The organism is Chryseobacterium jejuense (assembly GCF_900100075.1).
Classification (GTDB): Bacteria; Bacteroidota; Bacteroidia; order Flavobacteriales; family Weeksellaceae; genus Chryseobacterium; species Chryseobacterium jejuense.
The window spans coordinates 310398-330395 of the sequence record NZ_FNEG01000006.1 but is presented as its reverse complement, the minus strand read 5'-3'; the positions used below and the strand labels follow the sequence as shown (position 1 = coordinate 330395).

General features: G+C 31.4%; 28 protein-coding genes. All 28 read left to right on the top strand.

Features of this window, described 5'->3' with window-relative positions:
• Positions 1–180 precede the first annotated feature (180 nt).
• On the top strand, positions 181–1086 hold the full coding sequence (locus tag BLS98_RS18845; RefSeq protein WP_139166157.1) for a Kelch repeat-containing protein: 906 nt from the start codon (positions 181–183) through the stop codon (positions 1084–1086).
• 149 nt (positions 1087–1235) lie between these two features.
• Positions 1236–2072 (top strand): hypothetical protein, encoded by an 837-nt coding sequence (locus BLS98_RS18840; protein WP_089738349.1) that lies wholly within the window; start codon positions 1236–1238, stop codon positions 2070–2072.
• A gap of 40 nt (positions 2073–2112) precedes the next feature.
• On the top strand, positions 2113–2925 hold the full coding sequence (locus tag BLS98_RS18835) for a hypothetical protein (protein ID WP_089738347.1): 813 nt from the start codon (positions 2113–2115) through the stop codon (positions 2923–2925).
• Positions 2913–3533, top strand: a complete 621-nt coding sequence (locus BLS98_RS18830) for a hypothetical protein (protein ID WP_089738344.1) — start codon at positions 2913–2915, stop codon at positions 3531–3533. Before BLS98_RS18835 ends, BLS98_RS18830 begins: the two co-directional genes overlap by 13 nt.
• A gap of 76 nt (positions 3534–3609) precedes the next feature.
• Entirely contained in the window at positions 3610–4011 is a 402-nt protein-coding gene (locus tag BLS98_RS18825; protein ID WP_089738343.1) for an SMI1/KNR4 family protein, read from the top strand.
• 265 nt (positions 4012–4276) lie between these two features.
• Positions 4277–4777: a DUF2004 domain-containing protein gene (locus BLS98_RS18820; RefSeq protein ID WP_089738341.1), complete on the top strand. Its 501-nt coding sequence runs from the start codon at positions 4277–4279 to the stop codon at positions 4775–4777.
• Between the two features lie 334 nt (positions 4778–5111).
• Entirely contained in the window at positions 5112–5519 is a 408-nt protein-coding gene (locus BLS98_RS18815) for a hypothetical protein (RefSeq protein WP_089738339.1), read from the top strand.
• 49 nt (positions 5520–5568) lie between these two features.
• Positions 5569–6093 (top strand): hypothetical protein, encoded by a 525-nt coding sequence (locus BLS98_RS18810; protein ID WP_089738336.1) that lies wholly within the window; start codon positions 5569–5571, stop codon positions 6091–6093.
• 168 nt (positions 6094–6261) lie between these two features.
• Positions 6262–6480, top strand: coding sequence for an exonuclease domain-containing protein (locus BLS98_RS18805; protein WP_139166156.1), 219 nt, complete (start codon positions 6262–6264; stop codon positions 6478–6480).
• Positions 6481–6615: 135 nt separating this feature from the next.
• Positions 6616–7122 carry a hypothetical protein gene (locus BLS98_RS18800; protein ID WP_089738332.1) on the top strand — a complete coding sequence of 169 codons (507 nt, stop codon included), beginning with the start codon at positions 6616–6618 and terminating at the stop codon, positions 7120–7122.
• 99 nt (positions 7123–7221) lie between these two features.
• Positions 7222–7731: a hypothetical protein gene (locus BLS98_RS18795; protein WP_139166155.1), complete on the top strand. Its 510-nt coding sequence runs from the start codon at positions 7222–7224 to the stop codon at positions 7729–7731.
• 80 nt (positions 7732–7811) lie between these two features.
• Positions 7812–8507, top strand: a complete 696-nt coding sequence (locus BLS98_RS18790) for a hypothetical protein (protein WP_089738327.1) — start codon at positions 7812–7814, stop codon at positions 8505–8507.
• 9 nt (positions 8508–8516) lie between these two features.
• Complete coding sequence (locus tag BLS98_RS18785) at positions 8517–9068, top strand: bifunctional (p)ppGpp synthetase/guanosine-3',5'-bis(diphosphate) 3'-pyrophosphohydrolase (protein WP_089738325.1); 552 nt, start codon at positions 8517–8519, stop codon at positions 9066–9068.
• A gap of 5 nt (positions 9069–9073) precedes the next feature.
• Positions 9074–9775, top strand: coding sequence for a hypothetical protein (locus BLS98_RS18780; RefSeq protein ID WP_089738324.1), 702 nt, complete (start codon positions 9074–9076; stop codon positions 9773–9775).
• A gap of 16 nt (positions 9776–9791) precedes the next feature.
• Complete coding sequence (locus tag BLS98_RS18775; RefSeq protein WP_089738322.1) at positions 9792–10253, top strand: hypothetical protein; 462 nt, start codon at positions 9792–9794, stop codon at positions 10251–10253.
• A gap of 40 nt (positions 10254–10293) precedes the next feature.
• Entirely contained in the window at positions 10294–10953 is a 660-nt protein-coding gene (locus BLS98_RS18770; RefSeq protein ID WP_089738319.1) for a DUF2461 domain-containing protein, read from the top strand.
• Between the two features lie 10 nt (positions 10954–10963).
• Positions 10964–11617, top strand: coding sequence for a DUF4919 domain-containing protein (locus BLS98_RS18765; RefSeq protein ID WP_089738317.1), 654 nt, complete (start codon positions 10964–10966; stop codon positions 11615–11617).
• A gap of 29 nt (positions 11618–11646) precedes the next feature.
• Positions 11647–12333 carry a hypothetical protein gene (locus BLS98_RS18760; RefSeq protein ID WP_089738314.1) on the top strand — a complete coding sequence of 229 codons (687 nt, stop codon included), beginning with the start codon at positions 11647–11649 and terminating at the stop codon, positions 12331–12333.
• A 55-nt stretch (positions 12334–12388) separates the two neighbouring features.
• Complete coding sequence (locus BLS98_RS18755; protein ID WP_089738313.1) at positions 12389–12847, top strand: hypothetical protein; 459 nt, start codon at positions 12389–12391, stop codon at positions 12845–12847.
• A gap of 47 nt (positions 12848–12894) precedes the next feature.
• The gene (locus BLS98_RS18750; RefSeq protein WP_089738311.1) at positions 12895–13917 is read left to right on the top strand and encodes a serine hydrolase domain-containing protein; all 1023 of its coding nucleotides are present in this window, start codon (positions 12895–12897) and stop codon (positions 13915–13917) included.
• 51 nt (positions 13918–13968) lie between these two features.
• The gene (locus BLS98_RS18745) at positions 13969–14373 is read left to right on the top strand and encodes an NUDIX hydrolase (RefSeq protein WP_089738309.1); all 405 of its coding nucleotides are present in this window, start codon (positions 13969–13971) and stop codon (positions 14371–14373) included.
• Between the two features lie 193 nt (positions 14374–14566).
• On the top strand, positions 14567–15937 hold the full coding sequence (locus BLS98_RS18740; protein WP_089738306.1) for a hypothetical protein: 1371 nt from the start codon (positions 14567–14569) through the stop codon (positions 15935–15937).
• A 9-nt stretch (positions 15938–15946) separates the two neighbouring features.
• Entirely contained in the window at positions 15947–16372 is a 426-nt protein-coding gene (locus BLS98_RS18735; protein ID WP_089738305.1) for a DUF1801 domain-containing protein, read from the top strand.
• Positions 16373–16404: 32 nt separating this feature from the next.
• Entirely contained in the window at positions 16405–16701 is a 297-nt protein-coding gene (locus BLS98_RS18730; protein ID WP_089738303.1) for a hypothetical protein, read from the top strand.
• A gap of 25 nt (positions 16702–16726) precedes the next feature.
• Positions 16727–17401 carry a hypothetical protein gene (locus BLS98_RS18725; RefSeq protein WP_089738301.1) on the top strand — a complete coding sequence of 225 codons (675 nt, stop codon included), beginning with the start codon at positions 16727–16729 and terminating at the stop codon, positions 17399–17401.
• Between the two features lie 72 nt (positions 17402–17473).
• On the top strand, positions 17474–18481 hold the full coding sequence (locus tag BLS98_RS18720) for a metallophosphoesterase (RefSeq protein ID WP_089738299.1): 1008 nt from the start codon (positions 17474–17476) through the stop codon (positions 18479–18481).
• 15 nt (positions 18482–18496) lie between these two features.
• Positions 18497–19162, top strand: coding sequence for a hypothetical protein (locus tag BLS98_RS18715; RefSeq protein WP_089738297.1), 666 nt, complete (start codon positions 18497–18499; stop codon positions 19160–19162).
• Positions 19163–19241: 79 nt separating this feature from the next.
• Positions 19242–19961 carry a phosphodiester glycosidase family protein gene (locus tag BLS98_RS18710; protein ID WP_089738295.1) on the top strand — a complete coding sequence of 240 codons (720 nt, stop codon included), beginning with the start codon at positions 19242–19244 and terminating at the stop codon, positions 19959–19961.
• Positions 19962–19998 lie beyond the last annotated feature (37 nt).

The window sequence follows — 19998 nt, the reverse complement described above, 5'->3', positions numbered from 1 at the left end:
AGACGTACCCAATGATGAAATGCAGAACATAAATGAAACCATCCTATTTATAACAAAAAACTTTATATTCATTTGACTAAAAGCAATTTTAAAAAATTCTCTTCAACTTTTTCCTATCTTTAAACCACACTATTTAATTAAAGAAACTTAAATAAAAACAAATACTAAGTACTAACACTATTGAAAACAAAATTATTATTCCTTTCACTGTTGGGTTCATTCTTAGCCCACTCACAAACGCTTCATTTTAAAACTCTCGCTAATATGTCTGCAGGTAGAGGTGCGGTAACCAGTGTAATAGTAAATGATAATATCTATGTGAGCAATGGGTATCAGGAAAAAGGAGGTGACGCGAAGTATATTGAGAAATATAATATTACTGATAACAGCTGGAGTATTCTCAATTCTACTCTCCTTACCAAAAAATTTGCTAATTCGGAGACTTACGATAATAAGATCTATATTTTTAACGGTTGGGGAAACAGCCATCTTGAAATTGTAGACCTTGCCACCAATACCATAACGAAGGGAGCTGTTAATCGTTCCTATACAGGAAATGCCGGTTCTGCCATCTATAATGGTAAAATATATGTATTTGGTGGCAGCGGATTAAGCGGAGCCAAAAGCACTGTATTTTCTGATAAATTTCAGTATTATGATATTGCTTCAAATACATGGAATTCCTTACCCAATATGCCCACAGCCAGAGAAACAAAGGGCAAAATTGTTAATGATAAGCTTTATGTGATTGGAGGTTTTAACGGTACCCCATCTCGCCTGATCAATGTTTACGACCTCAAGACTAATCTTTGGGTCAATCAATATACAATGCCTTCCGGTATAGCTGGACACTCATTAGCTGTATACGACAATAAGATTTTTATTGTAGGTGGGGTGAATAATCAAAATTTTCTGGCCTATTTTGATACTACAACCAATACATTACATCAATTGTCATCCAATATGATTCCCCGAAGACACGCTACAGCGGAAGTATATAACAATAAACTATACATCATCGGCGGAAGTACAACGTCTCTCACCAGCTCAGCTATTAAAAGCATACAAGTGGCAGATATTGACTAAAAGGTACTTTCTGCAACTATGAATCGCTTTGGCTTTTAAATTATATTATTAGAATGTTTAATTTACAATACCTTAGCTACATGAAAGGATTCGTGCGGTAGCGAGGGAGAAACTAACATAACTGTCTTAAATATATATTCCACACATAAATGAAAATACAATTCCTATTTGTTCTCCTATTTAATATACTATACATAAATGCTCAGAAATCACTTTCTGAAACAATGCATTTAAGACTTTTTTCATCAAGAGAAAAAAGTTTTGAAGTTATTATAAGTCCCAACAGTAATGAAATTAAGTTTTCCGCAGAAAAAACAGTCTACTTAGCTGATTCTATTAATTCGGAGACAACTTTTTTCAAAAAAATGGATAGCACAAGAGTAAATTTAATTAAAAACCATATTCAAACTGATGATATTTTCTACAAATTGGTAAATTCCCAAACAAGGAATAAACTGTATAATAGTATCAAAAAACTAAATACATGCAAAACTATAATTAATAATAAAGAGCAGGGATTAATTTACATTGCCTACAGCAATATTAGTATCAAAAAAAATAGGTACTGTCAATATACATTTGATAGTAAAAATGATTATCCAAATGACAAAATACTTTTTGATCTTTTATCCGAAATAGAAAAAATTTTCCCTGATAATTCAGTCGTAAAATCATATATTAATAGTACGAGAGTCTACTTCAAAAACTCAAGTATAAAGATAGTGAGTCCTGAACCATTATTAATTAAATTATATAAACTTCCTCCCTATCATTATCCAATATACACAAGTTGTGAAAAGCTAGCTGAAGAGATCAATCAGCTACCAGTTTCAAATCAAATTTTTATAGATATCACAGAATATACTGGAAATTTTGATCAATGTGTTATAAGTTTATTGAGTAAAAAATATAAACATTTAAGATGGATACAAAACAATATGTTTGATACTTTTAATTCCATAGAAAATATATCCCCAAAAAAGTAAATCAAAATAATAAAATATTGTAAAGCATAAAACATATTCCATGAGAACAGCAATATTCACTTTCTTAATAATCGTTGAAGTTATTTTCTCCAATACATTTGCCCAAAATCAGATTCTGATAGACTCTTATCAGAAGAAATTAGAGCATGCTTATAAAAATAAATCTACTTCAGCGCTGAATGTCTTTTTAACAAAGTGGAATAATTGTTTAAAGCCCAACTTTCCAACAAATAATTATCCTAATGATACCATTAGAAATATTCATGAAATTTATCGCGAATTTTATAAACCCTTTGATTTGTTAAAATTGGGAGATTGGGAATGGGGAAATAAATTAAATTCCAAAAGTAAGTTTGCTTTAATTCAGCACAGACTTTATTATAACATAGTGTCTTTGGATAGCTTAAGAGAAGGTGAAAACAAATTTAAATTTGAAGTTAGAAAAGAAGATATCTTAAAAACAGATTCTATAATAGGCTTTCGCCCCAACCTAACTTTTGAAAATCATAAAATTTTGTATCTCACACCTGAATATAAAATAGGATTGAATAAATTTTTAGGAACTCAGTCTAGTAAGTTTGGAAAACCTAATATAATGTATGTATCCAGACCCAAAAAACAAAGTGAAAAAAGATATCAATTTATAAGACCTTATTTACCAATACTACATGGACACTGGGGTGGATACTGGCATTTTGAAACAGCTCCAAGAATTTATAAATTTTACCTCAACAAAACTTTTGACCAAGCTAAAATATTATATGTTGTAGGATATCAAGGGGGAGAAGCTTTTCTTATAAAAGTGAACAATAAATGGATTTTAAAAGAAAGTAAAGCTACATGGATAGAATAAAAACGGACACCCTCGTTGAGCAAAGTCTCCCTATTTTGTGCCTACAAAATAAATCTTTCAAAGTCAGTAGATTTCAGAAAGTTAAGAAACTTGTAAAAGCATTTGAAAATTCAAGAAGTCAAAAAATATTATACCAAAAAATAATTGATTGGATATCATTCTACAACACAATGAAGACTTTCAGTCCAATTTTAATTTTGTTATTTCTATCGTCATGTCACTCACAAAAAAGACTGTTTGGAATTTATAAATCTAAAACAGCTGATCTAGGCTTCTTCATCACTAAAGTGGAGTTAAAGAATAATAATGAGTTTAGCTATGACTTTTCTGGGGATCTTCAACATACACAACTTTCTGGAGTTTTTCAACTGAAGGATCATAATCTCTATTTAAAATTCAATAAGAATAAAGGAGAAATAGAATCACAGAATGATTCTCTTACAATCTCTGAAATATTATCAGGTAACTATCACAACTATGATTTGAAAATTGAAAATGGTATTAAATATCATTTGAAATATAAAATTAGGGCGAATAAACTTTTTATCTACAGAAATGATAATAATAAACTCTCAAAAATACCGCTATACAAAGTCTCTCAATTTTGAGCAAATAAAACCCTAAACTTCAGAACACAACAGCTATTATTATATTTTATCATAATCCATCCATAGAATCACATCAATGCTGACTGAAACCATTATAAAAAATTGGACAAATGAAAACATCAATCTTAACCCACCTGCAACACGAACCGCCATTAAAGTTACAGAAGAAATTCTCGAATTTCAGTTTCCTGATGATTTTAAAGAATTTTATTTACAACTGGATGGCTTCGTAGATTGGGACTGGACAAAAAATATGTTTTCCATCTGGCCACTAGCTAGAATACTGGAGGAGTACCATAACGAAAGTGATAAAAGTTTCATCGTATTTGCAGACTATTTAATTAATGCACATCAAATCGGTTTTATGAAAGGAAAAGATGGAGTATTTAAAAATACAGGCGAAACACCTGAGTTAATCACAGATACTTTTTCTGAAACAATCTTTCTTATCAATTCAGATGCAGATATTTTGTATTGATACACCTTAGTAGATATGAGTTACTCAGCAAAGCAGCTCGACTTTGCGTAAATAAAATAAGTAATCCAAAGTCAGAAAACTTCAAATAGTGAGCTATTCTTGAACTCTTTATTCTTTATTCCTTTAGCAATAAGCATATGACAAAGATTCCACGAAAAGAAATAGAGTATATTGAAAAAATAAATTCTATTTTTATCGGACAAAAAAATTGAGCCTGAAAACAAACTTAAAAAATAAATACACCTATTAACTATAAAAAATAATCATGGCAAAATACACATTACCCTATTTTGGGCAACTTTCAACGGACAACATAGAAGAATATTATGATGTTACCATCAATTTCAATGGGAATGAAGTTCAAATAGATTTAAATTTTGAAAATGAGAATACTGATGCAGCAAAGCTTGATCAAATAAAAAACTATCTTGAAAATATTGAACCCTTTAATAAACTAGCTAAAAGTTACATTCTGGAAGATTATCACAATGAAGAGGGTGATACTGTAAAATCATATTTGGAGCACCATCTTGAAGAAGTTGAGCAGGACGAACTTTCAACACTTATCAACTTTGATGATTCAACAACAGAACCGGAGCAACAACTTTTAACAAAATTAGAATTGGTTAGAATTGGACTTTATCCTGACAATGAAGACGGTTTTGCTATTTTAGATTATTCAATCGGAAAAGAGATCACCGATTATTTAGTTGTCATCAATACAGATCAAAATGGGCAATTGGATTATATGTCAATGGAAAGCTAAATATTCCCCTATTTATAAAGAATTTATTAATGCTAAACCACTTTGATTTTCAGAGTGGTTTTTTATTCTATTTTTGCTCACATCTGTAACATAATGAACTAAAAACAGATCTGAATGGAAAGTACAGGATGATTGATTTGCTGCACCCAAAAGCAGGAAACTTTGTGCAAACAAAATAAATAGTCCAAGAACCAACAGGCTTAGGATAAAAAGAATTCTAAAAGTTCTTGCCTTCAGAAAACATTATAAAAAAAGTAAATTGAAATAAGTAAATTACAATTGGTAGAAAGTGAAATGATAACGTTTAACTGAAAAGATTAATAATGATACTCAAATGATTAAGATTGAAACACATACTCTTGCAGGACAACTTGATATTGAAATCAAAAGAAATGAAAATAATTATTTTCTTTTAGTTATTGTATCCAAATCCCAATATTTCAAAGAAAACGGCAAAGTCTGGAACTGCAAAATAATGAGAACAGAAAAGCTTTTTGACATAATAAGCCTTATAAAAGAATGTTATAAAAAGACATCTGTACCTACAAAAATAACGATCCTTGATGGAACATTAAGAAAAATCAATTTAAATGATGAGGAATCACAAATTGTATTGCACCTGATAGATATTGATGAAAATACAAACGAATCTGAACTGTTACAAAGCATTAAAGAGTTCGTAAACGAAGTAACAGACAATGATACTACGCTACAATTTTATTTAGATCATTTTATGGGCTAATCTTCTGAATTTTGCCTTTTAAAATAATTATATTACTTAATCTCAAAATATGACCTACAACAAATTTTACGATAGCATCAATCTTAGACATCTTTTAGAAAACAGAGATCTTGAAACTTATCTTTTAGCTTTATTAAAACTGGTGGAACAGGAAAAAAAACAAACCTTAACCGCTGATCTATTATTAAAACTCTTACATGACGCCTGTACTTCTGAACCCCAAAAAATTGATAATGAATGGCTTAAAATTATAAAGGCACCTGATGAGGAAGCTGTATATAAAAAAGTTACCAATAATTCTTTAAAGGATATTGGAATTTATTATACAATTGCCGTTTTACAATTTCAGATCGCCGAATTGCATAAAATGAAAGGTAAACAGCTCAATGATGAAGGCCGGTCTTTTGGAATTGATTCTGAAACAGGAAATAGATGGTATAATTTCGATCCCTACTCTATTTTAGAATGTGGTATGCGATGTTATTTAGACTATTGTGAGGATGATGAACAGGAATTTGAGGTAAGCTGGCAAACTTTGGGTGATCTATTAGAAATGGGCAGAATATATGAGTAAAAATTAAATTCTGTTGTTTTTATCGATCATTAAAGAAAAAGTATTTAGGTGTGCTAATAGATTGCGTAGTAAACAAGTAGCTTTACAAAAGTTATATATATCAGATTGTCGCAATACGTTAATTTGAAAAAATTAGTGACTGGCAAACTTAAAACACCCAAAAACTATATGAAATTTTCAAGTGACTTAGTAATCTATGATTTAGAAGGAAGCTGCAAAACTTTTGGAAAAAATGAAATATCTGAAACTAACATCATAGAAATAGGAGCTGTAAAATTAGACAAAAAAACTTTTGAAATAAAAAGCGAATTTTCAATTTTAATAAAACCAAAACATTCTGTAAACAGATTTTTCCGAACCATAGAAGATGTATTTTATTTTCTATGATTCGGAAAGTTGGTAAAATAATTCCACTAAATTTCAGAAGACTTCGGAGAACGGTCATAAAAAGGAAAAAAATAATATGGATTTTTAAAACAGCTAAAATATACAGCTGTAAAACCAATAAAAGAGCTATACACCATGAGCAATAAGCAATTATTTCATATCATCTGGACCACACATCATGAATATCCTGTATGGGATAAAAATGGAAATTGGCAAAAGCTTGTGAATGCTTACACAGAATTGCAAAAGTATACTATCAGCTGCTACTTATCACATGTATTACCTATCAGATATGTTAATAAAAGTTCAAAGAATGAGCTGCTCTTACTCAATGAAAAGTCAATCAATCAGTTAAAAATTGATATTGAAAAGCTTTGCCGTAAGAATGGAGACCGAATTATTGATGGACTTGAAATTAAAATGCTTAGAATTAATGAATCAAAAGTCGAAATACTTGCATTTTCCCCTGCAGTATCAATACTTCAAAAAATTTCAAGATTAAAAAGCAAAACATCCTCACTTTTAGGGACAAAATATCCAGAGGAATTTCCGGAGAATAAAATCTGGGGAAAAGGATTCTGGTATTCAAATATTTTAAACAAAGAAGATTTGGCAGTTTCAATAATAAAAAATCATAACTAAGCATTATTGAGAGCCTGTTGAGATAAAGCAGAATATATTTATTATTTATAAAAAGATAGCCTATTAAAACTAAAATCTCTAACTCCTCAAAAAAATAAAATGGAAAGAATTTCGAACGATATACAAGTTCTTATGAACGCCGTTGAACTTAAAGTAGAAAACTTTGAGTTAAAATCAGGAGAAAAAATCATAGCATATCTCTCCGAGTTCCCAACCATTAGTGGATTTCCATATAAAATAATTTTAGTTGAAGCCTCGGATGGAAATATCCATTCAAAATTCAGGCAATGGGATACTTCATACAATATCTCACAATGGACGCATGGAATTTACAACCTGGACAGGCTAAAGATCATCATTGATGAGAAAATTCTTTCCATAGCAGATCAGACGATATTAAAAAACGAGTTGTCAAAGTTGACTCAAATAAAATTACCAGAAAGCATAAGAGATGAAAAAGCAATGATTTTGGATGGTTCCAAATGGAAATTCGGAATCAGCTTGGCCAATAAAAATGTTGATTATGTCTGGACAGCATCAACAGAAAAGATCAATCTGTTCGTTCCCATAATTGAACTGATAAGAAAACAATATTTGGACAGAATTTAGCGCAAAGAGTGAAGAGAAATAGCAATATCTAATTTTTCTTTTCTTTTATCTTCCTAATAAACAAAAACATAAGATTAAAAATGGGAAATCTACATCATGTATATCAGCTTAAACCAAAAATTATTTACGGTGGTGCCATTCTACAAGTCCGCAAAGACAAAGAGATTATTTTTTCCGGAAAATTTACGGTCATCAATGAAGTTCAAGATATCAACAATATATTGTACATTTTTGAAAATACATTCATCATAAACTCTCAGGATGGAAAGGTCATCAAATTCGAATGGTACGAAAATGACAGAATAATAGATTTCGGGAAAGCAGGCATCTACATTTCCATCCAAGGATCTACGAAATATGGTTTTGACAGAGATTTTAATGATTTCCTTAGTGATATATCTCCTTATTTAGAAGACACCTTATTTTATGTAACTCGGGATGAAACCATTAGTCGATATGAAATTATTAATGGAACATTACATTATAGAAGTACTCATGATTTCGGGCGTTGGAACTACTTTATTGAAGAATATGTAGTAGCAAACTATTCATCTTCCAAACAACTCATTGCTGATTTACATGTTGAAGAAACCAATGAAATGATAGTACGTCATAAGGAAAGAACCGAATACGAAGAAAATCCAAATGAATATTACGACCCGGAAGATTATGAAGATTTATTAAATAAAATTAATAATTATAAAGAGTACATTTCAGTTGAAAAATTCACTAAACTGGAAGACTGGCTGAAAATCCAGATTAATTATTACAACTAAAATAAAAAAATGAACGATACTTTTACTATTGATGATTTGCAGAATATATGGCAAAAAGTAAGTATTCTCCATAACGGACAAACGTATGGAGGTCAAAATAAAAACGAAAAAATTGAATACATCAATCATATCGGAAGTGTGGTATTTGAAATCATGAATGCAGCTAAAAACTCTTCTGATTTTAATGTAGAACTTGCTGTAAAATGTGCTTTTTTGCACGACACCATAGAAGATACCAGCTTGAATATAGAAGCTCTTGAAAAAGAATATGGTCAACAGGTTAAAGAAGGTGTTCTTGCATTAACCAAAAATACATATCTTGAGAAGCATGATCAGATGATGGACAGTTTAGACCGGATCAAAGCACAACCCAAAGAAATATGGGCAGTTAAAATGGCTGATAGAATTTGTAATTTGTATGCACCACCTTATTACTGGAACCAATTGAAGAAAGAAAAATATCTTGAGGAAGCCAAAATGATTTATGAACATTTAAAAGATGGTAATGATTATTTAGCCAAAAGATTATCAGCAAAAATTGAAATGTATAAACACAAATAAAAGATATGACAGCAATAGAAAACGGCGTTTTTGAAAATTCTGAAGAAATCATCAACTGGACTTATCCCGGAGCGACATTATACTATAAAGACTGTGATTTAAAATCTTCTGTAGCTGAGAAATTTACAAAAGGACAGCTCATCAGAAACGGTTATTTCCTTGATGTAAGCAGTAGAGGCGGCGGAATGAAATTTAATACAAGATTTTTAATAGCCTCTGCAAAAGCAGCAAAACTCTATCAGGTAAATCCTGACAATGAAAGGTTTGGACATTGTTGTTTAAATCTTGACAGCTATCTCAAAGTTCTTGATATTTATAAAATTGGAGATAAAACACAGATTTTTTTACTACACATTCCTGCAAAAGGGTTAAAATATTTTGAAAGTGTAACTTCAAACTGGGATGAAGATTTCATAAAAAAAGCAAGACAAAGTCTTGATGATAAAATACACATGGAACCTATAAGTGATTTGCTGGAACCATTTTGGTTAGAAAGAACCAATTTTCCGGTTGGAATGACCGCCGCTAACAAATTTTACCCTCTATCCTCTGTAACCACCATTACAAAAGAGGTAAAGGATTTGTATAGTGGAATTAAAAATCTGACTAAAGATAACAGTGACATTAATATTCCGACTCCTTTTTCCAACGAACAGAAAAGTGGATCTAAAATAGGCTTGTTTTTGAAAAATGTTTTTGGAAAATAAAAACTCATTATAAAAGATGGTTGCACATAAAATTTCAGAGATTAAACATATCATTGAAAAAGACAAGAATACAGATGGTGACTATTGGCTTAATGTTGGAAATGAAATGATATATAAAATTCTGGACACCTTTAATGAGTCCGACTGGAAAGAACTGGAAAAAGACCTGATCAATTTTAAAGATGCTGAGCATTCCATCTTTGCAAGAGCCATATTACACTATGATGAAAACAGAATAGTAGATATTGATCATTATCAATTGTTCTTTAAATCATTTATTTTATTAAAAGATTACGAGGATTGCGATTGCTTACTCTTTGATATGATGTATATCGAAAATATTAAAAACCCGGATTTGGAATTATTCAACAACATCAAATCTAAAATAAAACTTCTGGAAGACTCCGGTTTTGCCACCAACGAAGATATTTTGCATTCTGCCTATAACAGTATAGAAAAAGCAATAAAAAATTTCTAACTTCGGGCAAGGGCTTATTGTCTGATATTTCTACAATACTATGAAAAAAGCATTCGAATTTCTTACTCAGTTAAACAAAAATAATAATCGTGAATGGTTTACCAGACACAAAACGGAATATGATCTGGTTGTGAAAGAAAATAAAGTATTTTTCAATCAGGTGTATACTGAACTTCAGGAACATGACAATTTAAAGGGAATTCATATTTTCAGAATTTACAGAGACGTTCGTTTTTCCAAAGATCAGACGCCATATAAAACCAATTTTGGAGTTGGATATTCCCGTTCTAAGCCCATGTTGAGGGGCGGATATTATATTCAGCTGGAGCCCGGCAATAGTTTTGTAGGAGGTGGTTTTTGGGGACCTGAGGCCAAAGATCTACTGCGTATCCGTAAAGAATTTGAAATCAGTACGAAGGAAATCGAAAAGATAATCACTAATGAAACCTTTGTAAAATATTTCGGAGAACTTAAAGGTGATGCTGTAAAAACAGCTCCGCGAGGTTTTGACAAAAATCATACTGCAATAGATTTAATCCGGAAAAAACAATTTGTAGTGATGCGAAAGTTTACTGATAAAGAGGTCTTCGCAGACAATTTTCAAAAAGAAGCAGTGCAAACGTTACTAACTATGCGTCCTTTTTTTGATTATATGAGTGAAGTGCTGACAACGGATCTTAATGGAGAACCTTTAATTTAAAATCAAATAGATGAGAAAATATATCCTTTCAGGTATTTTAATTTTAATATTTCAAACATTCTATACCCAAATAAATACTGACCTGATTAAAAAAAACGTCACCGAAAATCCACAGGAAAATTTTTATAAACTTTTAGACCTATTCAAAACAAACCCTTCCGAACTAAATCAAGACCAACTAAATCAACTGTATTACGGAAGTAAGTTTGTGAAAATGGATTATACTTTTGTGAATTATAATCGTGAATCTGACACATTCTGGAAACCAGCTCAAAAAAGATTATCAAAAAGCAAAGCAGAAAAAATAGTTACTGAAGCAGAATCAAAATATTCAATCAATCCTCTACATAAAAATTTATTAGATAGGATGATGAATATTTATCAGGCATTGGATGAAAATCAGAAAAAAGAATTATGTTCTCAACAAAAGAACTTAATCATTCAAACGATAGAAAAAAGCGGAGATGGGAAAAGTGAGGAGACCCCTATTTGTGTTTTAACACCTGCAGAAGTTTTACAACAGCTTGAAAAACTAGCTACATCTGGACCAAGAGCTGAATTTAGTCAAAAAACGAAACAACTTTCGGATGGAAGCCTACTCACCGTTTATAAAATTGGTAATAGAGAAGTATATGTAAAATTAGTTGGCGGATTTTTGCTGTAAAATAAATCACCTTTTCACCAATTACAACAATGAAATACTATTCAATTTTATTATTATTTATTTTTACTGATTTCTTTTTTTCCCAAAATACTGAAATCAGTCAGTTTAATTTGGCTGAATACAAAAAGCTTATTAAGAAATCCTGTTACTCAGACTGTGAAGTCAAAACATATGGAAATCAAAATTTCATTCAATTTAAAAGAAATGATTCCACAATAAGTATGTCTTATCAAAAAAATCATATTTCTTCAATAATAAAGACCATTGATAATTATTATATCGTTTATGAATTTCATCCAAATTTAAATATAAAGTCTAGGGTAGAAAATATTGGTGGAGTGAGTCAAATGCTTCAAACTCCTATTGGTATTGAAACGAGGTTTGATATGAATGGTAAAATCATTGAACAAATAGATTATGACAATATTCCTTATGATGAAAACATTCCTACACCTAAAAAAAAATATCATGATATTATTTTAGCAGTAAAAAAAGATTTTAATTTCGATGTTTTCAAAGATAAATCTCTGTTTGGTATTCATTCTTTTTATGATGAAAAAACAAAAAAAGTAAACTATAAAGTGATTAAGTTTTTAGGCGACGAAAATAATATCTTAAAACTACTGATCTTCGAATATGATGGTGAAACAGGAAATTTCGTCAAACAAGAAAAAAGTGAAATGCAACTTCCCGACGGAGGATTACCACATTATTAATAGCTTTCATTTAAGTTAATAATTCATACTAAACAAACGATAACAACCCACCAATATGGCATCAGGATTTATTACCCTTCCCAATGGAAAAAATTGGTCTGCACGCTGGTCTCGCTATGATCTGACACTCAAAATCATTATGAATAGACTGAACGAAAATGGTGATGAGGGATATTTAAAAAAGTGGTTACATTTTATTCTTCCCACAGAAGATGACATAGAAAGCGGATATTGTTTTTTTAGAGTATTTTCAGAAGATCCTTATGATTCAGATAGTATTGTAAGATTCATTGATACCAGATATCTTCACCCTAAATATTATGAAATATTCTGGCAAACAGTGGAAAATCTGAATAATGAATTAGACATTGAAACATCCATTGGGTTTCTGATGAATGATTTGTATGAATGCTTCCAACACAATCAGCTGCCAACAGGGGAAAGTATCCCTGAAATTGAAGATAAAGATGATATTGATATTTTCTTTATGAATGGTTTCAATATGGGAGCATAGTTTCAATTTCAAAAGAATAAACAAGTAAGCAAAGCAAAACTTAAAACATGTACTACTATAAAAAACTCATCATAATTTTCACCACTCTCCTACTTTTAGCCAATCATACATTTGCCCAGACGAAGCAAATCGCTCAAATAGACTCTTTACTGAAGGCAGCCAATCAAGCAGGAGTTTTTAATGGAAATATTCTGGTTTCAAAAAATAATAAGGTTATTTATAATACATCCTTCGGTTTTACGGATGCTTCAAAAACAAAAAAGCTAACTCCTGATTACCGATTTAATATTGGTTCCATCACCAAAGAATTTAGTGGTGTAGCATTGCTGCAATTGCAGGAACAGGGTAAATTGAAAATTGAAGATCACGTTTCCAAATATATTCCGGAATTACCAAAATGGGCTCATGAAGTGACTATAAAAGATTTATTACAATACACAAGCGGACTACCCAATGTCAATTGGAAAAAAATTAAAAGCAATAAGGATGTTTTCGATGATTTAAAATTAATCGACAAACTTGATTTTGTTCCAGGAACTCAGTACGACTACAACATGAACAATGTTTTCCTAAGACAGTTTATTGTTGAAAAAATTACTGGAATGGTTTACAAAAATTATGTAAGTCAAAATATTTTCAGACCATGCAAAATGAATTCATCTGAAATCACACCTATTGTTGATGAAAAATTTATGGCAAAAGGGTTTAATAACAAATTAACAGAGGATAAGCCAGATTTTTTGATGGGTGGAACTTTCTTAACAACAACTGATTTACTGAAATTCGTGAATTGTCTTCATTCAAAAAGATTAATCAATGAAAATTCCTTGTTTGAATTGGGACAACATTTTAATCTGCCAGATACACAATCCTCTTTAGGTGAAGCCCAATTTAACAACAAAAAATTAGTAAACCACGCTCACGATGGAAGAGCCGGAAACTATGAAGCCCTTTTGATTTCTGATCTGAATGTAGAGTTTACCATTATCTTATTAGGAAATAATTATAATGGAAAACTATTTGAAATTTCCGATGCCATTACGGCCATTTTGAAAAACGAAAAATTATAATAGAATTTCGGGCTAAAAATAAACCAATAGCCTTTAAAAGTTAAATTTGCAATGACACATAAAATAATTGATAAGCTTGCCTGGATAGAATTAAAAGATAAATCTATTCTTTCAACCAAAAGCTATGGTAAAGATAAATACTATATTCCGGGAGGTAAAAGAGAAGCTGGTGAAACCGATGAACAGGCACTCATCCGTGAAATACAAGAAGAATTAAGTGTTACCATAGATCCTGGGACTCTCGATTATGTGGGAACTTTTGAAGCACAAGCCCATGGACATACGGAAGGTATTATCGTAAAGATGACCTGTTATTCGGGGCAATACTCCGGAGAATTAAAAGTCAGTTCTGAAATTGAAGAAATAAGATGGCTCAACTACTCAGACAAGGATAAAGTCTCTGAAGTAGATAAAATAATTTTCGACAGTTTACATGAGAATAATTTATTGGACTAGCATCTGTTATTCTTTGCCCGGATTCAATACAATTCACCATAAGATACAGACCACATCGTTGTTGTATCTGGAAAGAACTTAGCATGGAACATACAATATTACCTAAAATGGAACTTTTGTTATTTCAATACAGAAGTTAAATCATATTTGAACGAATTTTGATAAAAATAAAAACATAAGCTATACTACTGCCATGAAACAAAAATTTTTCGCCTTATTTTTTTTGCTGTCCTTCTGGGCATTTGGACAGAAGGTTAATTTCAATATCAAATATTCTGAGCAATTGGCTGTATTTGTTTTTATACAGAATCTTTCTGAACATTATCCTGAAAATGTTTTTAAGACAGCATTCTCTCAATCAAAGTATAATACTCAAAAGTATAAGGATCTTATTGTAAAGTTCGAGAGACTGCCTATAGATTACAGTTATTCATTTGATGAATATCCCTATGGCTCAAAAATACCAATGCAGTCCAGAGATATCCTAAAAAAGAATCTGATTGAAACAAATAATTTAAATGATTTTAAGCTCCGCTCTATTGGAATTCTGCCTAATGTAAGCCTTCAGAGTATCACTGAAGTTATTTCAGCATTTACGCCTATTTATAATGAGCTTATTTATATTCCAAACAAAGGCCAGTTTGAACCACAACTAAAGGAAATCAGCAGATATTCCAAGGAAAAAAATATGGAATATTATTTTCAGAGAGGTTTACAGTTTTATGATTCAAACTGGGATGTTTCCATCCCTTTTGAAATAGCAATGTATCCTTTACCTAATTCAACGGGGTTTACAGCACAGGCTTTTTATAATAACTTTATAAGCGCTGTTCAAACCAATTTAAAAGATTATAAGAGTTTTTTCAGTGTTATGCTGCATGAAACCTACCATATTATTAATGACGAACAGTCTCTTGCTGTGAAAAAAAGTATTGCAAAAGACTTTAAAGATAATCCATCAAAATATAGCAACTATGCTTATCAATTAATGAACGAGGCCCTGGCAACTGCTCTTGGAAATGGATATGTGTATGAGAGCTTGAGTGGAAAAACGGACTCCAATGATTGGTATTACAGCAAATACGTTGATCTGATGGCAAAGAAAATATATCCTACGGTAAAAGAATATATAGCTCAGAAGAAACCTATTGATAAGAATTTTATTGATACTTATATCAAAATTTATGAGGAAAACTTCCCTGGATGGATCAACGAACTTGACCATATTATGACCTACAGGTATATTCTGTCTGAAAATAGAAAAGATTTTAATATGATAGGTCAAATGTATCCTATGCGTTCAAGTGAGGAATCTGAAACACAAATTTCCATGCTCAGTCTAGAAAAAATGAAGAAGACCCCTCTAACAAAAATAATTATCATATCTCAAAATAATAATGAAAAACTTAACCTGGTTAAAAGCCAGTTCAAGGAATTGAAACAATGGAATTTCACTCCTGACAAAGAATTTCAGTACAAAGTTCTTTTGGACGACAAAAGTCAGCTTTTGATCATTAATCAACATCAATCTGCCCTTCAGAGTTTTTTCACAAATTTCAAATAAAAATCAGACATGAACATTCAGGAACAGATCAACGAATACATTGCGACACAATCTGATCAGAAACGCTCCGATCTGCAAGAGCTTCATTATCTCATACAGGAGCTTATGCCAAATAGCAAATTGTGGTTTCTGGATGGTAAAAATGAAGAAGGAAAAACCGTTTCCAATCCGAATATCGGATATGGCCTTTGTACAATTCAATATGCAGATGGTAAAACCAGAGAATTTTATCGGATCGGTATGAGTGCCAATATTACCGGAATATCAGTTTATATTATGGGAATAGATGATAAAACCTATTTAACCAGAACATTTGGAGAAAAAATAGGAAAAGCAAGTGTAACTGGATATTGTATTAAGTTTAAAACTCTGAAAGACATCAATATTGAGGTTCTTAAGGCAGCAATACATTATGCCTACCAGCAAAAACCTTAATTTTACGCTAATATTCATTAACACTATATACCATGGAGCCATCTCATAAACCAGCCAATAAGCTTACTCTATTTCTCATTTTAGGAATCTTATCTCTTATTATCGGTTTATTTTTTTCTTATACGGCATTCACCAGTGTTTCCGCAGTAGATGGATTGGCAGGAATGTATATAGTATTGGGATTAATTCCAGTTGTTCTCCTCATCATTGCAGACAGAATTTGTGTCTGGAAATTTGGGGCAAAAAAAGTGAATAAAGTACAGTTTTATATTGCAGGAATATTGGTCTTACTCTTTATCCTGAACTGGATAAGATTACAGGCTCAATAAACAGATTAAAAAATGACTAATAAATATGAAACAAGCATTTAAAATTATAGGAACCACTCTTGGGATCCTGGTATTATTTCTTATAGCCAGCAATTTTATACAGATCAATGAAAGAGAAACTCTTCTTTATAAAATTCAACAATATGCAACATATGGTAAAGAAGACTGGAAGAATTATGAAACCAATCAGAAAATTTTGGCAGATAATCCAGTCGCATCATCTCAAACATCCGCTGCAGCTGTACCTGTAAAAGATTTTCATCCTTATAATATTGATTTATTAACTGAAAGTGCTAAAAAAGAAGAGTTAGAAAAAATTGAGAATGCTCATTTTGAAAAGTTAGTTCCTGCAAAAAAAGGTCCGGATGATGAAGATGCTCAAATCGCGCTTATCAAATTTACCCAAAGACGCTTGACAGATGTTATCATCAATCAAAAGCTAAGCATCAAAATCGGAAAATGCTATGAAAATCCAGATAAAGGAGAAAATTACAGTTGTGTAAGCTGTATGATCTTATTGTACAACAGAGAGAAAAAAGATTGGCAAGAAGCTCCTGATGGGGAAAATTTTCTGGATAACTCTTATGATTTCTATCAGACCTCTGAAGGTGGAGATTGGGAAGCAAAAGAGTTATCAATGTTCATCCCTTATGATAATGCCCTTTTTAAGAAATATGAAAAAAGTAGACAGGTCAATTAAATAAAACTTAATAAGCTACACTTACTTTTTCACAGCATTATTTATTATAATTTCACAGTAACAAACAAATCCATGAGAACCTTTGTAATCGGAGACATCCACGGTTGTTATGATGAGCTCATAGCACTTACACAAGCCATTAATTTAAAAGATGAAGACCTTTTGATCTCTCTAGGAGATCTCGTTGACCGAGGCAATCAATCTAAAGAAGTTTACGAATTTTTCAAAAACCGTCCAAACTCTGTGGTGCTGATGGGTAACCATGAAAGAAAACATCTGAATGGAACCCTAAGTTACGCTCAGGAAATTGTAAAAGTCCAGTTCGGGGAACAGTATTCTGAATTTATTGATTGGATAAAAAACCTGAATTATTATTACGAAACGGAAGATGCCATCATCATTCATGCTTTTTTTGAACATGATAAAAGACTGGAAGAACAAAAAGAAGAAGTTTTATCCGGTACTACTTCCGGAGACCGGTATTTAGAAAAAAAATATCCCGAAAATACATACTGGAATGAATTCTATAAAGGTGAAAAACCTATTATCTACGGGCATCACGTAGTAGGAGATTGTCCTAAAATTCTGAACAATACTTATGGAATAGATACAGGAAGCTGCCATGGAAATTATTTAACAGCCATTGAACTTCCATCATTTCAAATTCATCAGGTAAAAGCGCAGAAAGATTATTGGATTGAAGAGCAGAGAAAATGGCAGATTCCGGTGTTAAAAAATAAAAACTGGAACGAAATGACCTTCACAGAAATCGATAAACAACTTGCAAAGCTTGCCTACATTCAAGAGGAGGAAATTGTTGGTTTTCTGAGTGGTTTACAGGAATGGAAGACTCAACTACAAAACTCGTTGAAGGAAATAAAAAGAATAATTGATGATACTACCCGTTCTATTGTTGAAAAAAATCCAGAGACATTTCCTCTAGAAGCTCAAAAATACTCTTTCAGCGGGTATCTGTACAAAAGCAGATCCAACCGTCTGGAACTAAAAGACCTGGAAAAACATATAGATACTCCACAAAAGGTTATGAACATGCAGATGGAACTTAAAAAAGAACAGTAATCCGTATTAAAAGTAATGAAATATAAATTTCTTCTATTAACCTTTTTTCTTCCACTGCACATTTTTGCCTGTAAATGTGCCAATGAACCTACGATAAAAAATTCTTTTGAAAATGCATCTCTTGTTTTTATAGGAGAAGTTTATGACATTTTGGAAGTTCCCAATGGATTCAAAACTTCTCAGAATACATTGAGCAAAATAAAAATTGACAAAGTGTATAAAGCAGATCATTCTGATGATTTCTATAATGAAACTGCAACTCTTTTTCACTCTCCACTCATGTCATGTCATATTTTGTTTGCAGAAAAAGGAAAATACTTAGTCTTCGCCTATATTGACAAAGGTACTGGGCTACTCTATTCTGAACACTGCTTGCTACAAAAAAGATGGGAAGATCTCACTCAGCAGGAATTAAAAGAATTACAAAAGCTAAGCAATGATTATCAACTCCAATTAAAAGCTCAGGATACTCCAGTTAAAATAGTTGAAATTCTTGATGATGATCCGGAAACAGCTAAAAATATTATAAAGAAACTTGATAAAGAGATTTCCAATATCAACAAAGAAAATAAAAGGATAATGATTATAACAACCTCTTCAATCATTATCATTTTTATACTTTTAATCGTAGTTTTGGTTTTACGTAAAAAGATACGTGTATTGAAAAAACAATCAGATTAATGCAAGACTGAACTAAAAGCAATGAGAATTGAGATATGAACAACCCAGATTTTACTACTATAAATTAAGATTCATCCAAATGCTGATAAAACATAATTATCTACTTATCCTTCTGTTGCTGCTTTTCGTCTCCTGTAAAGAAAAAATACAGCATGATGAAAAATTTGTTATTTATCAGGTGAATCCTAAAAAGCAGACTGTAAAACTATATTGGAAGAATAGTAAAGATGACATCCTGAAAAGCATCAATAATCTGAAAAAGGAAGCAGAATCCAGCAATGAAAAATTAGTTTTCGCTATGAATGGCGGAATGTTTGAACCAGATAACTCACCCAAAGGACTTTATATTGAAAACTTCAAAACCCTAAAATCGATAGACACACTGCAAGGTTCTGGAAATTTCTATCTTCAGCCCAATGGAATATTTTATATCACCCAAAGCCATCAACCCGGCATTATTGAAACTAAAAAATTCAAACCCAATAAGACAATCCAGTATGCCACTCAATCCGGACCAATGTTATTAACTGAGGGAAAGATAAATCCTATCTTTCAAAAAGATTCTAAAAATCTGAATATCAGAAATGGTGTTGGTATTTTGGAAAATGGAGAGATTATTTTTGTGATGTCTAAAAAAGAAATTAATTTCTACAGTCTCGCTCAGCTTTTTAAGGAAATGGGCTGTAAAAATGCGTTATATCTTGACGGCTACGTTTCCAGAACCTATCTTCCTGAGAAAAACTGGATTCAGATTGATGGAAACTTTGGAGTGATGATAGGAATTACAGATTCCAAATAGAATTTATTCTCACAAAATAAATAGTTATCAACAGGTA

What these genes read in the sequence shown, in the direction of transcription:
- BLS98_RS18840 (WP_089738349.1), top strand. Translation starts at nt 1,236, where the DNA reads ATGAAAATACAATTCCTATTTGTTCTCCTATTTAATATACTATACATA.
- BLS98_RS18765 (WP_089738317.1), top strand. Translation starts at nt 10,964, where the DNA reads ATGAGAAAATATATCCTTTCAGGTATTTTAATTTTAATATTTCAAACA.
- BLS98_RS18715 (WP_089738297.1), top strand. Translation starts at nt 18,497, where the DNA reads ATGAAATATAAATTTCTTCTATTAACCTTTTTTCTTCCACTGCACATT.
- BLS98_RS18720 (WP_089738299.1), top strand. Translation starts at nt 17,474, where the DNA reads ATGAGAACCTTTGTAATCGGAGACATCCACGGTTGTTATGATGAGCTC.
- BLS98_RS18795 (WP_139166155.1), top strand. Translation starts at nt 7,222, where the DNA reads ATGGAAAGAATTTCGAACGATATACAAGTTCTTATGAACGCCGTTGAA.
- BLS98_RS18825 (WP_089738343.1), top strand. Translation starts at nt 3,610, where the DNA reads ATGCTGACTGAAACCATTATAAAAAATTGGACAAATGAAAACATCAAT.
- BLS98_RS18755 (WP_089738313.1), top strand. Translation starts at nt 12,389, where the DNA reads ATGGCATCAGGATTTATTACCCTTCCCAATGGAAAAAATTGGTCTGCA.
- BLS98_RS18785 (WP_089738325.1), top strand. Translation starts at nt 8,517, where the DNA reads ATGAACGATACTTTTACTATTGATGATTTGCAGAATATATGGCAAAAA.
- BLS98_RS18710 (WP_089738295.1), top strand. Translation starts at nt 19,242, where the DNA reads ATGCTGATAAAACATAATTATCTACTTATCCTTCTGTTGCTGCTTTTC.
- BLS98_RS18730 (WP_089738303.1), top strand. Translation starts at nt 16,405, where the DNA reads ATGGAGCCATCTCATAAACCAGCCAATAAGCTTACTCTATTTCTCATT.
- BLS98_RS18780 (WP_089738324.1), top strand. Translation starts at nt 9,074, where the DNA reads ATGACAGCAATAGAAAACGGCGTTTTTGAAAATTCTGAAGAAATCATC.
- BLS98_RS18800 (WP_089738332.1), top strand. Translation starts at nt 6,616, where the DNA reads ATGAGCAATAAGCAATTATTTCATATCATCTGGACCACACATCATGAA.
- BLS98_RS18820 (WP_089738341.1), top strand. Translation starts at nt 4,277, where the DNA reads ATGGCAAAATACACATTACCCTATTTTGGGCAACTTTCAACGGACAAC.
- BLS98_RS18735 (WP_089738305.1), top strand. Translation starts at nt 15,947, where the DNA reads ATGAACATTCAGGAACAGATCAACGAATACATTGCGACACAATCTGAT.
- BLS98_RS18815 (WP_089738339.1), top strand. Translation starts at nt 5,112, where the DNA reads ATGATTAAGATTGAAACACATACTCTTGCAGGACAACTTGATATTGAA.
- BLS98_RS18775 (WP_089738322.1), top strand. Translation starts at nt 9,792, where the DNA reads ATGGTTGCACATAAAATTTCAGAGATTAAACATATCATTGAAAAAGAC.
- BLS98_RS18830 (WP_089738344.1), top strand. Translation starts at nt 2,913, where the DNA reads ATGGATAGAATAAAAACGGACACCCTCGTTGAGCAAAGTCTCCCTATT.
- BLS98_RS18760 (WP_089738314.1), top strand. Translation starts at nt 11,647, where the DNA reads ATGAAATACTATTCAATTTTATTATTATTTATTTTTACTGATTTCTTT.
- BLS98_RS18835 (WP_089738347.1), top strand. Translation starts at nt 2,113, where the DNA reads ATGAGAACAGCAATATTCACTTTCTTAATAATCGTTGAAGTTATTTTC.
- BLS98_RS18745 (WP_089738309.1), top strand. Translation starts at nt 13,969, where the DNA reads ATGACACATAAAATAATTGATAAGCTTGCCTGGATAGAATTAAAAGAT.
- BLS98_RS18740 (WP_089738306.1), top strand. Translation starts at nt 14,567, where the DNA reads ATGAAACAAAAATTTTTCGCCTTATTTTTTTTGCTGTCCTTCTGGGCA.
- BLS98_RS18770 (WP_089738319.1), top strand. Translation starts at nt 10,294, where the DNA reads ATGAAAAAAGCATTCGAATTTCTTACTCAGTTAAACAAAAATAATAAT.
- BLS98_RS18750 (WP_089738311.1), top strand. Translation starts at nt 12,895, where the DNA reads ATGTACTACTATAAAAAACTCATCATAATTTTCACCACTCTCCTACTT.
- BLS98_RS18790 (WP_089738327.1), top strand. Translation starts at nt 7,812, where the DNA reads ATGGGAAATCTACATCATGTATATCAGCTTAAACCAAAAATTATTTAC.
- BLS98_RS18725 (WP_089738301.1), top strand. Translation starts at nt 16,727, where the DNA reads ATGAAACAAGCATTTAAAATTATAGGAACCACTCTTGGGATCCTGGTA.
- BLS98_RS18810 (WP_089738336.1), top strand. Translation starts at nt 5,569, where the DNA reads ATGACCTACAACAAATTTTACGATAGCATCAATCTTAGACATCTTTTA.
- BLS98_RS18805 (WP_139166156.1), top strand. Translation starts at nt 6,262, where the DNA reads ATGAAATTTTCAAGTGACTTAGTAATCTATGATTTAGAAGGAAGCTGC.